Genomic DNA, 14497 nt, shown 5'->3' on the forward strand with positions numbered 1-14497 from the left:
ACGACGCGGTTGCTGTTCGACTAGGGGTTCCTGTTACCAAGGCCCCCAGAGGTCTCCCACCTCCTAGACATGCGCCATGCCTGGCGCACAAGGAGCGAAGGGCCCGGCCGGCCGGCCGGGCCCTTCGAATGCAGCGTGCTGCCCTGGCGGGCGGGCGCTAGCGGCGCGCCGCCACCCGCGGCCGCACCGCGGGGCGCAGGTGCCGGCCGCGCTCCGGGGCGGTGACGAAGGTGATGTTGGTCACGATCGCCCGGGTGTTGTCGGTGTCGATGATCACGCCGTTGGAGCCGCTGTTGGCCATGCCGCGCGGCTTGCGCAGCAGCAGCTGGCCCGCCAGCACATCCTCGTTGCCGTTGGTGAGGCCGATGGTCCCGAACACGTTCAGCGGCGACGGAGAACCGGCCAGGAACACCTGGAAGCGGTCGTTCCCGGTGTCGGCCACGTAGATCCGCCCCAGGCCGTCGGTGGTCACCCCGGTGGGCTGGTTGAACTGCCCCACCTCGGAGCCCGGACCGTTGCCGAAGTCCGTGGACCGGCTGCCGTCCAGGTGGAACCGCAGGATGCGGTGGTGCCCCTGGTCCGCCACGTAGATTTCCCGGCTGTGCGGCTCGAAGCAGACTCCGGAGGGGCGGTTCACCGTCCCCGCCTTCGGCAGCAGCTCGAGCGTGCGGCCGAGGCTGTCCACCTTCTTGATGCGGTCGTTGCCGCGGTCGCAGATCCACACGGCGCCTTCGTCGTCCACGGCCAGGGCGGTCGGGGAATTGTAGCCTGCGGAGTCCGAGCCGAAGGTGCCAAACGTGCGCAGCAGCGTCCCGTCCGGCGAAATCACCACGATGCGGTTGTTGCCGGTGTCGGCGATGTACACGTTGCCCGCGGGATCGGTGGCCACGCCCTGCGGCAGTCGCAGCGACACCGCGCTCCCGGGGCCGCCCACGTTCCAGCCGCTCACGAGGCTGGTGTCGCCGGTGGCCGGCGCCAGGAACGCCTCGATGCGGTTGTTCCCGGTGTTGGCGACGAACAGACGGCCCTGGGCGTCGAACGCCGCGGCCTCCGGCGAGAGGAACCGTCCCGGCGCGGTGCCGTAGCCCCCGAACTTGTACCGCGGGTCCACCGGCGGACGGGTCCGGGCGAACGTGTAGAAGCTGCTGCTGGAATTGCCGGACTGGTCGAACGACGTGACCATGAAGTAGTGGGCCTTGTCGGGGCGGAGCCCGGTGACCGTGTACGAGGTGGAGGCGACTTCCCGGATGTCGGTGACGATCTTGGTCGCGTCCTTGGGATTGAACGTGTCGGTGGTGTCCGTGAGGATCCGGTACGACGACCAGTCGGTATCCGGGCTGGCAGTCCAGCTGAGCTGCACCGATGTGTTGGTGACCGCGCCCACAGTGACCACCGGGGTCTGCGGCGGAGTGATGTCCCCCTTGGGCAGCGTCCGGCAGCGGATCTGGTTCGAACTGCTCACCTTGTTGGCGAAGTTGTACACCGCGACCTTGAAGTAGTAGGTCGTGGTATCCCGCAGCTCCTGCACCACGGTGGAAGTGTCGGTGAAGGTGCTCTTCACCTCGACCAACTCGGCCGGGGTGGGTGTGAAGCCGGACACCGTGCTCGCGTAGACCACGTAGCGGTCGAAGGTCCGTTCCCGGTTGGCGGTCCAGCGGAGCAGTACCCGGTCGTAACTGGAGTCCACCGGGGCCAGCAGGGTGACTGGAATCGGCGGCGGCGCCTCGTTGCTCTTCGTCTGCACCTGGATGCTGTTGCTCACCGCGGAGCCCCCGGAACGGGTGACCGAGCGGATGGCGTACACGTGGCTGGTGTTCAGGACCAGGCCGCGCACCACGTAGTGCGTGTTGGTGCGGCCCCCGACGATCGCCTGGAGCGTGCTCGCGGTCGGCTGAGCGTCCAGCGCGGGGAGCTCATGGACTTCGTAGGACGTGAAGCTGGAGGCCGTGGACTCGGTCCATCGCAGGGCGATGTAGTCCGGCCCGATGTCCACACTTTCGGGTGTCTGCAGGACCGAGGCGACCGGGATCTCGGGAGGGATCACGTCCGAGCGCTTGCTGCAGGCCAGCCCCATCAGCAGCAGGCCAAGGCAAAGGATCAGGAAGCCGATACGTCGCATAGGAAACGGCATACCTCCGGCCAAAGTGAATGCCAGGGAGAGGGTCAGGGCCACAACCTCTTCTGCCCGCCGTGGTTGGGAGCGCCGGCCCGAGGCCGGCGCCGCGGCAGTCATCTCGCACGGGATGGGGTTCGTAACGAGAAGGCGGGACTCCGAGGGGCGAATCCGTTTGGCCGCACTGTACCAGAGCAGGGCTCGGGGGCGCAAGTGCCCCTCGGGGGGGGCGGATTCGCCTCCCTATGCGCCCCCCCGGGCAGCCCGGAGTCCAGGGCTCCGAGGGTGCGCGGACGGGGTCGCAGGGGCCGGCGCCGGGGTCGTCCGGCTGCGCCGGATCGATCCCCGTCACCGTCCCTCGGGGCTGCCGGACTGCGCCTTCGGGCGGTTCGCGGGCGGCCCTCAGGGGGCCGGCTCTTTGCTGGGCACTTCCCGGGGGGCACCGGAATTTGCTAGGGTGTTGCGAATTCAACCGGGCTCCCGGGTGGGGTCCGACACTGGCTTGGAGGCCCGATGAGCGAACCTGCCGCCGTTCCCGCTGCCGCTGAATCCGCCGCCCTGGGTCATTTCACGTCCCGCCGGCTGATGTCCCTGTTCGGGGTCGTGCCGCTGGGGACGTTCATGGTCTACCACTTCTATTTCCATTCCTTCTCCCACGCCGGGGCGGCGGTGTACGACGAGAATATCCGCCGGCTGTACGCGCAGCCCTTTCACCTGGCGGTGGCGTTCCTCACCGTTTACCTGCCGCTGGCCTGGCACTCGGTGCTGGGCTTCATCGTGACCACCCGGTCCCGACCGAACTTCCTGCAGTTCACATTCTTCCGGAACTGGATGTACACCTTGCAGCGCGCCTCCGCCATCGGCCTGGCGCTGTTCATCCCCGCGCACCTGGTGAAGGCTCGCTTCTCGCAGGTGTTCTTCCACCAGCCCATCGCATGGGAGCACCTGAACGAGGGGTTCCGCAGCCCGCTCACGCTGGGCGTGTACGCGCTGGGCATCCTGGGCGCCAGTTTCCACCTGGCCAACGGTCTGTGGAACTTCGCCGTGGACTGGGGGATCCTGGTCGGGCCTCGGGCCCAGAAGGCGGGCTCGTGGGTGGCGGTGTTGAGTTTCCTGGCCCTGGCAGCCATGGGTTTCTGGGCGATGTCCGGCTTCCTCGCCAAGTAGCTCCGGGCGCGGGAGAGGCGCTCGCCCCCTCGGGTCGGTGCCCAGGATCGCGCTCCTGGTCGAACTTGTACCGCTCCCAGAGGACCAAAATCGCACGGCCCCCGCGGGGTTCCCGCGGGGGCCGTGTCCGATAGTGGCGCGGAGTTCTCCGTAAGCCGAGTTCTGTTCGGTCTTGCGACCGAGGCGGTCATTTCTCTGGGACGGCGGTTGCCCGCCGCCTCAAGCGACCTACCCGAGAGTTGTGGTCCGGAAAGACTCCGGACCGCGAGGCGGGCCACCTCTCCTCTCCTATTGGGTCTTGCTCCAGGCGGGGTTTACCAAGCCGCCGGGGTCGCCCCCGGCGCTGGTGCGCTCTTACCGCACCGTTTCACCCTTGCCCGCCGGCTTGCGCCGACGTCGGCGGTCTGCTCTCTGTTGCACTTTCCGTGGGATCGCTCCCCCTGGGGGTTACCCAGCGCCCTGCCCTGTGGAGCTCGGACTTTCCTCGGACCGGGCAAGCCCGGCCGCGACCGCCAGGAAAGCTCCGCGCCACATCCGAGTGTGGGGGCCTTCAGGAGGCCGCGTCAATGCCCTGGTTGGCGAGCCTGTCCGCGTCGCCGTTCTGCTCGCGGAACACGTGCACCACTTCCGCGGACTCGAAGGCCGCCAGCAGCTTCCGGGCCTGATCGAAGAGCGGCCGCAGGTGCTCGGACTTCACCTTGTACCGGCCGGCGAGCTGGCGCACCACCAGCTCCGAGTCCATGCGCACGCGCAGCCGGGTGGCGCCGTGGCGCCGGGCCATCTCCAGGCCCAGCAGCAGCGCGTGATACTCGGCCTCGTTGTTGGTGAGGCGACCCAGGCCCACGCCGAGCTCGTCCACCAGGCTGCCCGAGGGATCGGCCAGCGTGGCTCCGGCGCCGGCCGGCCCCGGGTTGCCGCGCGCCGCGCCGTCCGTGGACAACACCCATGGGCGTTGCTCGGGCCGCCTGCTCCCGGCGCCTTCGGTGCTCACGCCTCGCCCCACACCAGCAGGCGCCCGCATCCCTGGCACACCCGGACCTCGTCACGGCGCTTCACTTCCGCCAGCAGCTGCGGGGTCAGGGCGGCGTGGCAGCCGCCGCATGCATTCGCCACCACCAGGCCCACCGCGTGCCCGCCCTTGCTGCTCAGCAGCCGCTCGTAGCGCGCGCGCACCTGGGGATTGAGCTCCGCCAGGCGCGCCAGCAGCTTTCCGCGCGCGGCTTCCGTCTCCGCGGAGCGCGCCCGCACCGCGACGCGGTCCGATTCCAGCTTGCGCCGCTCGCCATCCAGCACGGCGGTGTTGGAGGCCAGCGCCGCCTCGCGCGCCTTCAGCGTGGCGGACTGTCGCTCCTCGCGGTCCATCAGCTCCAGCACCCCGGTCTCCAGGACCGAGCGGCGCTCCTTCGCGCCGTCGATCTCCTTGAGCATGGCGGCATACGCCTCGTTGGTCTTGAGCTGGGGCAACTGCGAGCTCAGCCGGCGCAGCTCGGTCTCGAGATCCTGCGCCTGGCCTTCCATCTGGCGACGCTCCACGCGGCCGGCCTCCAGCGCCGCCCGGGCTTCGGCCGCGCCCTTCTTCAGCTCCTCGAGCCTGCGGTCCAGCTCGTGCAGCCGGGCGGGGAACTCCTCCAGCGCGCGGCGGACCTCGGCCCAGGCCGTGTCCTGCCGCGCCAGCTCCACCAGGGTGGTCAGATCCTCAGTCATGCGGCGCTCCGCGGGCGGCGGCCGCGGTCCGCGAGGCTCCGCCCGGAAAAAGAAATCGGCGCACGCGAAGCGCGTGCGCCGGGACCACCCCGCGCAAGACCCCCGGCGGGCCGGCGCGGAAAACGCGCAGCCGGGCGCGCGTTCATTCGCGCACCCGGCTGCACCGCAAGAATGGTGGGCGGAACAGGGATTGAACCTGTGACCTCCGGCTTGTGATACCGGCGCTCTCCCAACTGAGCTACCCGCCCTCCGTGGATTCCAGGCTGCCTTCCGGGCCCTTGCGGCCCCGGCCTTCCCGGCGCATCTGCGCCGGCCCTCGTGTTGGTGGGCCCACTTGGGCTTGAACCAAGGACCGACCGGTTATGAGCCGGTTGCTCTAACCACCTGAGCTATGGGCCCACGCGAGGCTCTGCGCGACCCGGGTGGGAAAACTACCACGGCGCCCCACCCCGGGTCAACGCCCCAACCACCTCCCGGGACGCGTGCCGCCCGGGTTACATCAGGTCGATTTCGTACCGCTTCAGCTCCCGGCTGCGCGTGGGGTGCCGCAGCTTTCGCAGCGCCTTGGCCTCGATCTGGCGGATGCGCTCGCGGGTGACGTTGAACAGCACCCCGACCTCCTCCAGCGTCCGCGGGCAGCCGTCCTCGGTGAGCCCGAAGCGCAGCCGGATCACCTTGGCCTCGCGCTTGCTCAGCGTCTCGAGCACCTTGTTCACCTGGTCCTTGAGCATGGCGAATGTCGCCGCCCGCGCCGGGGACACCGCGGCGGTATCCTCGATGAAGTCACCCAGGTTGGAGTCGTCGTCCTCGCCGATGGGCCGGTCCAGCGAGATCGGCTCCTGCGCCGCCTTGAGCACGCTCTTCACCTTGTCCACGGGCATTTCCAGCTTGACCGCGATCTCCTCGGGCGTCGGCTCGCGACCCAGTTCCTGGACCAGCCGCCGGGAGACGCGCACCACCTTGTTGATCGCCTCGATCATGTGCACCGGCACGCGGATGGTGCGGGCGTGGTCGGCGATCGCCCGGGTGATGCTCTGCCGGATCCACCATGTCGCGTAGGTGGAGAACTTGTAGCCCTTCTTGTAGTCGAACTTCTCGACCGCCCGCATGAGCCCGGAGTTGCCCTCCTGGATCAGGTCCAGGAATTCCAGGCCGCGGTTGGTGTAGCGCTTGGCGATGGAGATCACCAGCCGCACGTTGGCCTCGATCATCTCCCGCTTGGCCTTGTCGCGCTCGCGCTCGCCCTGCAGGATCTCGTCCACAACGTAGCGCAACTCGGGAGTGGGCATCTGCGCCTCCTCCTCGATGCGGTGGATCTTGCGCTGGCTGTTCTTGATCTTGCGGCAGGCCTCCTCGAGGTCCTCCACCTTTCGACCGCTCTCGCGCACCACGCCGCGCGCGGCGCTCTTGCCGCGGTTGATGCGGCGGCAGAATTCCTTCACGTCCTCGAACCCGTAGCCGATTTCCTGCTCGAACACCGCGATCTCGGTCTCGGCCTCGCGCAGTCGGTCGGCCAGGTCCTTGAGCCGCTTGCTCAGACGGTCAATCAGGCGCGGGTTGAAGTTGATCTTGTCGATCTCCTCCAACAGCCCCCGCTCGGTCTTCTCGATGGCCTGCTGCGTCTTCACCCGGGCCTTCTCACCCAGCCGCCGCGCGCCCTTCTGCGCCTGGACCCGCAGCTTCACCAGCACCTGCTGGTGGCGGTCCACCTTGCGGATCACGTCCAGCACCTTGCGCTTCTCGCGCGCCGGGGTGCCGTCGCGGCGCTCCTTCTCCTTGGCCGCCTCGCGGAGGGCGGCCTCCCGCGCCTCGCGCGCGGCCTTGCCGGTGAGCGGCTTGCCCGGGACCGGGGCGGCCGCCTCGGGGCTGCCACCCTGGAAGTCGAGCTGCACGAATTCGTCGAGGCGGATCTTGTCCTCGCGCAGCTTCTGGGCCAGCGACTTGAGCTCGCGCACCGTGGAAGCGCTCCGGAACAGGGCCTGGCGCACGCGGCGCTCACCGTCCTCGATGCGCCGGGCGATCTTCACCTCGCCCTCGCGGTCGAGCAGTGGCACGCGGCCCATCTCGCGCAGGTACATGCGGACCGGATCGTCGTAGCGCACGTGCGGCTGGGGCGCGGCGGGCTTGGCCTCGGCGCGCTGCGCCTCCTCCTTGCGCACGCGCTTCTCGGCCTGCTTCTGGGCCTCGGCCTCGGTGTCGTAGACCTGGATCTTGAGGTGGCTGAGCTCGACGAACAGCTCGTCCATCTGCTCCGGTGAGAAGTCGTCCGGGAGCGAGGACTCGATCTGCTCGTGGGTGACGTAGCCCTGGCGCTGCGCCCGGACCTTGATGTCCTCGACCGCGGCGCCCGGCGCGGCCTTGGCGGCTCCCGCGGCCGCGGCACCCCTCGCCTCGGCCTTGGGCCGCGCCGACTTCTTCGCCTTGGGATCCGGGGCCGGGGCCGGGCGCGCCTTGGCGCCCGCCTTCGCCACCGGAGGGGCCGCCTTCGCCACCGGAGGGGCCGCCTTCGCCACCGGCTTGGCCACCGGTTTCTTCGCAGTCGTGGTCTTCTTCTTTGCCGCCATGTGCCGTTGCGATCCTTCCCGCGCGGAGCCTAGCGCGCCGCCGCGCCGCCATCCCCGAGTCGCCTCGCCGTGTCGATCTGTTCCAGCAGGGCCTCGCCCGCCCTGGACTTCAAGTCCTGGATCGTCGCCTCCAGCTCCTGGATGCGCCGCATGCCTTCCCGCCGTTCTTCGTCCCCGGCGCGGTCGCGCAGCGAATCCCGCACCCGGGTCACTTCGCGCCGGATCCGCCGCTCCTCGAGCGTGGCGGCCAGCACGTACGCCTGGTCCTCCTGCAGCCCCTCCTCCGGGGGCATCGCCATCAGCTCCATGAGCACCGCCGGCGGCTCCTCCAGGGGCTGCGCCATGTACCTCGCCAGCGCCCGGAATTCCTCCCGCTCCGCGGGCCCCTCGAACCAGGCTTCGCCCGCCAGGGGCGAGAGCTGCTCCAACACCGCGGGCCGGTGCAGCATCCAGCGCAGCAGCCCGTGCTCCGCGAGGTCCCGCGGCCTCCTCTCGGGGCGCGCCGCCGCGCCGCCCGAGCCGGCCCGGATGTTCGCCTGGGCCCCCGGAAGGGAGCGCCGGCGCTCCACGGCGCCGCGCAGCACGTCCTCGAAAACGCTGAACTCGCGCGCCGCCTCGCGCGTGAACGAGGCGCGCAGCAATTCGTCCTCCACCTCCGCCAGCAGCCCGGCCAGCGCCTCCAGCCGCGCCTCGGGCCGCGCCGGCAGGTCCGGGTGGCGGCGCAGCACCTCGAGCCAGTCGGGCGCGCCGTCCAGCACCGGGGCGATGGCCCCGGCGCCGCGCTTGCGGATCAGGCTGTCGGGGTCCTCGCCGCCCTCCAGGAACGCCACTTTGGGGCGGATCCCCGCGCGCAGCAGCGGGCGCAGACACCGCAACGCCGCGGCCCGCCCGGGATCGTCGCCGTCGTAGAGCACCAGCACCTGGTCTGTAAAACGCTTCAACAGACGGGCATGTTCCAGCGTCAGCGCGGTGCCCGACGATGCCACGGCTTCGCGCACGCCTGCCTGGTGCAAGGTAAGTACGTCCAGGTAACCTTCGACCAGAATCGCCCTTTGACTTTGACGAATGAAGGGGCGTGCCTGGGGCAGCCCGTAGAGGACAGAACTTTTATGATACAGGTTTGAGTCCGCCGTGTTCAAGTACTTCACTTCCCCGTCCGCCAGGGCCCGTCCTGCCAGGCCGATCCACACCCCGCCGGGGCTGGCGATGGGGATCACCAGCCGGCGCCGCAGACGGTCGTAAGCCCCGGCCCCACCTTCCTTTTGGACGCACAAACCAGCCTCGAGGAGGGCCGAATCGGGGAATTTTCCTCGGGCGGCCCGCACCAGGCCCTCCCAACCGGCCCCGGCGAGCCCGAGGTGATAATCCACTACTGTCTCGGCCTTGATCCCCCGGGTCTTCAGGAAGGTCCGCCCCTCCCGGCCCCGCTCGGGGTGCTTGAGCTCGTCCTCGTAATAGCGGACAGCGAAGTCCACGACCTCCGCCAGGCCCCGCTCCGCCGCCGAGCGGGGGTCCCTCCGGGGCACCTGCAGCCCGGCCCGGGCGGCCAGCTTCTCCAGGGCCTCGGGGAAGGTCAGCTTCTCCAGCTCCATCAGGAACCGGAACACGTCCCCGCCCTTGGAACAGCCGAAGCAGTGGAAGAGCTGGCGGTCCTGGTTCACGTGGAAGCTGGGGGTCTTCTCCTCGTGGAACGGGCAGCGCCCCTTCCACGCCTTGCCGGCCTTCTTGAGCTCGACGTACTGGCCCACGACCTCCACGATGTCCACGCGCTCGCGGACCTGCGTGACGAAGGGATCGCTCATGTGTCCAGGTCCGCCACGGTCACCCCCGCGCCGCCTTCGTTCCAGTTGCCCAGCCGGTGGCCGCGCACCAGTTTCGAAACGCGCAGCATCTCGTCCACCCGCTTGCGCAGCGCGCCGGTGCCCTTGCCGTGGATGATGCGCAGCTCGTGCAGGCCGGTCAGCAGCGCGTCATCCAGCGCCTGCTCCAGCCTCTCCTCCGCCTCGGCCACGGTGAGGCCGCGCAGATCCACCTCGGCCTCCGCCGAGCGCTCCTCGGCCAGCTCGACGTTGCGCAGCGGCACGGGCTGGATGGCCGCGGGGGCCAGCGGCTCCAGTTCCGAGGCATGCGCCTGGACCCGGACCCCGCTGGCGGCCACCCACACTCGCCCGTCGGAACCGGGGGCGCTCAGGATCTCCACCGTGGCCGAGAGGCGCGGCAGCCGCGCCCGCTCCCCGGGCTGGAACTCGTGCCACCGGGAGGGTGGCGTGGGCGGCGGGGCCACTTCCTGCAGCCGCTGCTCCAGCCGCTGGCGCGCCTCGCGCATGGCCTCCCGGTTCTTCGCCCGCGCCGCGGCCTTCATATCCGAGATCCAGCGCTCCGCCTCGGCCAGCTTGCGGTCCAGGTCCTCGCGCGTGGTGTCGCGCAGCCGCAGCCGCTCCTGCTCCCATTCCCCGATCCGGCGGTTCAGCTCGGCGGACAGCTGCTCCGCCCGACCGGCGGCCGCCTGGCCTTCGGCCAGCGTGCGCTGCTGCAGCTCCGTGAGCCGGCCGAGCGCCTCCAGCAACCGCTGCGCGTCGCGCTCCTCCGGGTCGAGCAGGGCGCGCGCGCGCGGCAGCAGCGCCTCGAGGCAGTTCAGCCGCTGGGCCATCTCGATCGCATGGCTGCCGCCGGGCACCCCGCTGCGCAGCCGGTAGGTGGGCTGGAACGTGCCCGGCTCGAACTCCATGGAGGCATTCGCGTAGCCCGAATCCCCGCCCGCGAAGAGCTTCAGGGCTCCCAGGTGGCTGGTGGCCAGCACCCGCGCGCCCCGGGCCCGCAGCGCCTCCAGGAAGGCCCGCGACAGGGCCGCGCCCTCCGCCGGGTCGGTGCCGGTGCCGAGCTCGTCGCACAGCACCAGCGCCCGGGGACCGGCCGCGGCCAGCACCTGGTCCAGGCGCATCAGGTGCCCGGCGAAGGTGCTCAGGTCGCGCTCCAGGCTCTGGGCGTCGCCGATGTCGGCCCACAGCCCCTCGAAATCGCCCACCACGGTGCCCGCCCCGGCGGGCACGTGGGCCCCGCTCGCGGCCAGGTACACGGTGAGCCCGACGGTCTTGAGCACCACCGTCTTGCCACCCATGTTCGGGCCGGTGATCAGGGTTCCCGCGCGGTCGTCGTCGAGGCTGAGGTCCAGGGGCACCACCGAGCCCGAGCCGCCGCGCTGCTCCACCAGCAGCGGGTGGCGCACCCCGCGCAGCTCCAGCACCGCCGCCGGGGAGCGATCCACGGCACGCGCCTGCCACAACCGGCTGCTGCGGGCCAGCGCCTCGAGAAAGTCCACTTCGGCGAGCAGCTCGGAGGCGCGACGCAGCTCGGGCAGCTGCTCGCGCAGGCGGGTGGTGAGCGCCCTCAGGATCCGGTCCACCTCCGCCTGTTCCTCGAGACGGACCTCGTTGCGCTCGTTGTTGAGCTCCACCACCTCGAAGGGCTCCACGAACCAGGTGGCGCCGGTGCCCGACTGGCCGTGCAGCAACCCGGGCACCTTGCGGTGGCTGTCGGCGCGGACGGGGAACACGTAGCGGTCGTTGCGCAGCGTCACGTACTGCTCGGCCAGGTACGGGCCCAGCTTGCCCAGGAGCTTTTCCACGCGCGCCTGGATCTCGCCATCCAGCCGTTCCAGGCGCTTGCGCAGCCGCTGCAGGTCGAGCGTGGCGTCGTCGCGGATGTTGCCCTGGGCGTCGAAGGTCCGATGGAAGAGGGCGGCGGTGGGCTCCAGCTCCGGCAGCTCCTGCCCCAGCAGGCGCAGCCCCGGGTAGGCGGTCGAGTCCAGGGAGCTGAGCTCCAGGCGCGTGGCTTCGGCGGCCTCCAGGGCCTGGCCGGCGTCGCGCAACTCTTCCATCTCGAGACGGACCACCCCGCCCTCGCCCGTGCGGGCGATCCAGGGGCGCATGTCCGCAGAGGGCAGCGCGCACCCGCCCGAGCCCTCCTCCAGGCGCAGCCGCATCTCGCCCACCAGCGCGGAGCGCCGTGCGGCTGCGTCCGCGGGCAGCGGCGCAAGCGCGCGCACCCACTCGCGACCGTGCGCGGTGCGGGTGCGGCCCGCCATCAGCCCCAGCAGTCGGTCGAGGTCCAGGGCCTGCCGGGTTCTCGGATCGGGTTGTTCCAGCATGCGGGTGGCTTCGAAACCTCTCGAATCAGGTCACGGGAGTCTTCGGTGGACTCGGGGCCCCGCCGGGAACGGGCGCGGGGTCCGGGAGCAGGGAGCCCGACAGCGCATGGGCGATCGCCCGGAGCGCGGGGAAACGGGTGGCGAGCGCCTCGGCCACGATCGCGTCCGCGAGCACCACCGCCCGGGCGGCGTGCGACGAGCGCACCGCCGGGCGGAGCTTGCCCGGGAAGAGCGGCTGCAGGAGCGCCAGGAACACCAGCCCGGCCAGGACCACGCCCTTCGCGGCGCCCAGGAACAGGCCGAGGAGGCGGTCCAGGGGCTCGAGCGCCTTCGGCACCAGGCCCCGGGTGCGTTCCCCCAGCCACTGGTACAGCCCCACGAAGAACAGCGCCACCACCACGAACGTGATCGCGCGCAGCGTGTCGTGGAAGCGGCCGCCGTGGCCGGGAATGAGCACAGATAGCTTGGGGGTCAGCCAGGCGCTCGTGAGCACGGCCAGGCAGACCCCCAAGAGAAACACAAGTTCCAGCCAGAAGCCCTTGCGGAGCCCCGACACCGCGGCCAAGACCACGAGGACCACCGCCAGGACATCCGGCCAGTTCATTCAGGCACTCGTTCGGAGAGCGCTGCTAATTCTCCATGCGACGCGCCAGGTTCTTGCGCTTCGCAGCGTTCAGCTTGCGCTTGCGGCGCTCGCTGGGCTTTTCGAAGTGCTGGTGACGGCGCAGATCCGCAAGGATGCCCGCCTTCTCGCACTTCTTCTTGAAACGGCGAAGGGCACTCTCGAACGACTCGCCCTCCTTGACCCTAATGCCGGGCACTCAATCTCCCCCCTCGGGCACTGCATGTCAAAACGGGATCGACCTTTGCGTTCGCGCACCCCATGGGGTAGGCGCGTAACTACCCGCTACATCGTAATCTCTGGGAAATGCCGTGTCAACCGCGGAGCCATTACTGCCGGCCGGAGGCGGCCCGGCCCTCCCCGCCCGCCCGCGGGCTGTGCCGGGACGTCGGGATGGCTCCATATCTCTATGACAGTGCACATGTTACACTCGCTTCCGCGAGCGGGCCTCAAGGAGCTCCGAAGGCGTCCCGGACCCGCTCGAAGAAGCCTTTGGTGGGCTTGGGGACCTTGTCCGCCTCCAGCCGGCCCAACTCCTCGAGCAGCTCGCGTTCGCGCTGGCTCAGCCGCGTGGGCGTCCAGATAACCACCCGGACCAACTGGTCGCCGTGCCCCCGCCCATTAAGTCCGCGCAGCCCCTTGCCGGCCAGGCGGAACACCTTGCCCGACTGGGTGCCCGCGGGCACCTTCACGCGGGCCTTCCCCGTTAGCGTGGGAATCTCCAGCTCCGTGCCGAGGGCGGCCTGCGACACCGTTACCGACACCTGGCACAGCAGGTCGTTGCCGTCCCGCTCGAACACCTCGTGCGGGCTCTCCTCGAGCACCACCAGCAGGTCGCCGGCATGTCCGCCGCGTGGGCCCGCGTCCCCCATGCCCTGCAGCCGGATGTAATTCCCGGACTGCACGCCCGGCGGGACTGTCACCACCACCGTGTCCTGCGCCCGGACCCGGCCCTCCCCACCGCACTCCTTGCACGGGTGCGTGACCAGCTTGCCGGTGCCCCCGCAGCGCGCGCAGGGCGCCACGTTCACGAACTGCCCGAAGAACGTCCGCTGCACCTGGCGCACCTCGCCGCTGCCGTGGCACGCCGGGCAGCTCTCCGTGTGACGGCCCGGCTCCGAGCCGCCGCCGGCGCAGTGCTCGCACTTCTTCTGCCGCCGGATGCGCAGCGTCTTCTTCACCCCGGTGGCGATCTCTTCCAGCGAGACTTCCACGCGCGCCTGCAGGTCCGCGCCGCGCGCCTCGCCCCGCCGGCCCTGGCCGGGCCGGCCGCCCGCGAAGAGGTCCCCGAAGTCCATGCCGCCGAAGTCGCGCATGAAGGCGCGCAGCGCGTCCTCCATGTTGAACTCGGCCCCGCCGGGGAAGCCCTGCGCGCCGCCACCGGTGGCGGCATGGCCGAACTGGTCGTAGCGCGCGCGCTTGTCCGGGTCGCGCAGCACCTCGTAGGCCTCGGTGGCCTCCTTGAACTTCTCCTCGGCGCTCTTGTCCCCCGGGTTCACGTCGGGGTGGTGTTCCCGCGCCAGCTTCCGGTAGGCCTTCTTGATGTCGTCCTCGTCGGAGCCCCGCGGCACGCCCAGGACTTCGTAGTAGTCGCGCCGGCTCACGGGACGGTCTCCCCGGGATCGGAAGTGGACACCACCACCCGCGCGTGGCGCAGCACCCGCTCACCGAGCCTGTAGCCCGGCAGCACGACTTCCACCACCGTGTCCGGCTCCACGCCGGGACGGCGCACCTGGAGGATGGCGTCGTGCAGGTCCGGGTCGAACGGCTCCCCCGCGGACTCGAAGGGAGTCACGCCGTGGCGCTCGCAGAACTCCACGAGGTGTCGGTACACCAGGCGGAAGCCGGAGAGCACCGGGTCGTCGCCGCCCTCGGGCGCGTGTGCCAGGGCCCGCTCGAAGTCGTCCCGCACGCGCAGCAGGTCGTCGAAGATCTCTGTGGTGCGGCGGTGGTTCCATTCCTCGCGTTCCCGGAGCGTGCGGCGGCGGTAGTTGTCCAGCTCCGCAGCGGCCCGCATCCAGCGGTCGCGATAGTCCTCCGGCCCGGGAGCGCCGGTCTCCACGGGGGCGCCGGACGCGTCGGCGGCGGCCGGTGCGGCCGTGCCGCCCGCCTCGTCGTCACGGGTTTCGAGTTCCGGAGCGTCCGGAGGTTTCACGGGGTCTCGGGTCACGAATGCCATC

The 14497-nt window shown here is 70.6% G+C and carries 11 protein-coding genes, 2 tRNA genes and 1 other RNA gene; 1 reads left to right on the forward strand and 13 read right to left on the reverse strand.

Annotation, left to right across the window (positions count from 1 at the left end; all coding sequences use genetic code 11):
• Window positions 1-157: 157 nt before the first annotated feature.
• A complete protein-coding gene (locus HZB25_00005) occupies window positions 158-2119 on the reverse strand; it encodes a fibronectin type III domain-containing protein (GenBank protein MBI5835608.1) in 1962 nt (653 codons plus the stop codon).
• A 507-nt stretch (window positions 2120-2626) separates the two neighbouring features.
• Between HZB25_00005 and HZB25_00010 the strand changes: the two genes are divergently transcribed.
• Window positions 2627-3280: a succinate dehydrogenase gene (locus tag HZB25_00010; protein MBI5835609.1), complete on the forward strand. Its 654-nt coding sequence runs from the start codon at window positions 2627-2629 to the stop codon at window positions 3278-3280.
• Window positions 3281-3416: 136 nt separating this feature from the next.
• Here HZB25_00010 and rnpB read toward each other — a convergent pair.
• The 12 genes from rnpB to HZB25_00070 form a co-directional block, all read right to left on the reverse strand.
• An RNA gene (gene rnpB / locus HZB25_00015) (RNase P RNA component class A) lies at window positions 3417-3805 on the reverse strand.
• A gap of 25 nt (window positions 3806-3830) precedes the next feature.
• The gene (locus HZB25_00020; GenBank protein MBI5835610.1) at window positions 3831-4301 is read right to left on the reverse strand and encodes a ribonuclease HI family protein; all 471 of its coding nucleotides are present in this window, start codon (window positions 4299-4301) and stop codon (window positions 3831-3833) included.
• Window positions 4268-4984: a hypothetical protein gene (locus HZB25_00025; protein MBI5835611.1), complete on the reverse strand. Its 717-nt coding sequence runs from the start codon at window positions 4982-4984 to the stop codon at window positions 4268-4270. The genes HZB25_00020 and HZB25_00025 overlap by 34 nt, the downstream gene beginning before the upstream one ends.
• 172 nt (window positions 4985-5156) lie before the next feature.
• Window positions 5157-5232, reverse strand: a tRNA-Val gene (locus HZB25_00030).
• Window positions 5233-5306: 74 nt separating this feature from the next.
• A tRNA-Ile gene (locus tag HZB25_00035) sits at window positions 5307-5383 on the reverse strand.
• A gap of 95 nt (window positions 5384-5478) precedes the next feature.
• Window positions 5479-7548: an RNA polymerase sigma factor RpoD gene (rpoD, locus tag HZB25_00040; GenBank protein ID MBI5835612.1), complete on the reverse strand. Its 2070-nt coding sequence runs from the start codon at window positions 7546-7548 to the stop codon at window positions 5479-5481.
• 29 nt (window positions 7549-7577) lie between these two features.
• Window positions 7578-9350: a DNA primase gene (gene dnaG / locus HZB25_00045; GenBank protein MBI5835613.1), complete on the reverse strand. Its 1773-nt coding sequence runs from the start codon at window positions 9348-9350 to the stop codon at window positions 7578-7580.
• Window positions 9347-11695 (reverse strand): Smr/MutS family protein, encoded by a 2349-nt coding sequence (locus tag HZB25_00050; protein ID MBI5835614.1) that lies wholly within the window; start codon window positions 11693-11695, stop codon window positions 9347-9349. Before HZB25_00050 ends, dnaG begins: the two co-directional genes overlap by 4 nt.
• A 25-nt stretch (window positions 11696-11720) precedes the next feature.
• Window positions 11721-12299, reverse strand: a complete 579-nt coding sequence (locus tag HZB25_00055; protein ID MBI5835615.1) for a CvpA family protein — start codon at window positions 12297-12299, stop codon at window positions 11721-11723.
• 25 nt (window positions 12300-12324) lie between these two features.
• A complete protein-coding gene (gene rpsU, locus HZB25_00060; GenBank protein ID MBI5835616.1) occupies window positions 12325-12516 on the reverse strand; it encodes a 30S ribosomal protein S21 in 192 nt (63 codons plus the stop codon).
• A 250-nt stretch (window positions 12517-12766) separates the two neighbouring features.
• Complete coding sequence (gene dnaJ, locus HZB25_00065) at window positions 12767-13921, reverse strand: molecular chaperone DnaJ (protein ID MBI5835617.1); 1155 nt, start codon at window positions 13919-13921, stop codon at window positions 12767-12769.
• Complete coding sequence (locus HZB25_00070; GenBank protein MBI5835618.1) at window positions 13918-14487, reverse strand: nucleotide exchange factor GrpE; 570 nt, start codon at window positions 14485-14487, stop codon at window positions 13918-13920. Before HZB25_00070 ends, dnaJ begins: the two co-directional genes overlap by 4 nt.
• Window positions 14488-14497 lie beyond the last annotated feature (10 nt).

This window comes from Candidatus Eisenbacteria bacterium, assembly GCA_016235265.1.
GTDB lineage: Bacteria > Eisenbacteria > RBG-16-71-46 > RBG-16-71-46 > JACRLI01 > JACRLI01.

What these genes read in the sequence shown, in the direction of transcription:
- rpoD (MBI5835612.1), bottom strand. Translation starts at nt 7,548, where the DNA reads ATGGCGGCAAAGAAGAAGACCACGACTGCGAAGAAACCGGTGGCCAAG.
- dnaG (MBI5835613.1), bottom strand. Translation starts at nt 9,350, where the DNA reads ATGAGCGATCCCTTCGTCACGCAGGTCCGCGAGCGCGTGGACATCGTG.
- HZB25_00010 (MBI5835609.1), top strand. Translation starts at nt 2,627, where the DNA reads ATGAGCGAACCTGCCGCCGTTCCCGCTGCCGCTGAATCCGCCGCCCTG.
- HZB25_00055 (MBI5835615.1), bottom strand. Translation starts at nt 12,299, where the DNA reads ATGAACTGGCCGGATGTCCTGGCGGTGGTCCTCGTGGTCTTGGCCGCG.
- HZB25_00050 (MBI5835614.1), bottom strand. Translation starts at nt 11,695, where the DNA reads ATGCTGGAACAACCCGATCCGAGAACCCGGCAGGCCCTGGACCTCGAC.
- HZB25_00020 (MBI5835610.1), bottom strand. Translation starts at nt 4,301, where the DNA reads ATGCGGGCGCCTGCTGGTGTGGGGCGAGGCGTGAGCACCGAAGGCGCC.
- HZB25_00005 (MBI5835608.1), bottom strand. Translation starts at nt 2,119, where the DNA reads ATGCGACGTATCGGCTTCCTGATCCTTTGCCTTGGCCTGCTGCTGATG.
- HZB25_00025 (MBI5835611.1), bottom strand. Translation starts at nt 4,984, where the DNA reads ATGACTGAGGATCTGACCACCCTGGTGGAGCTGGCGCGGCAGGACACG.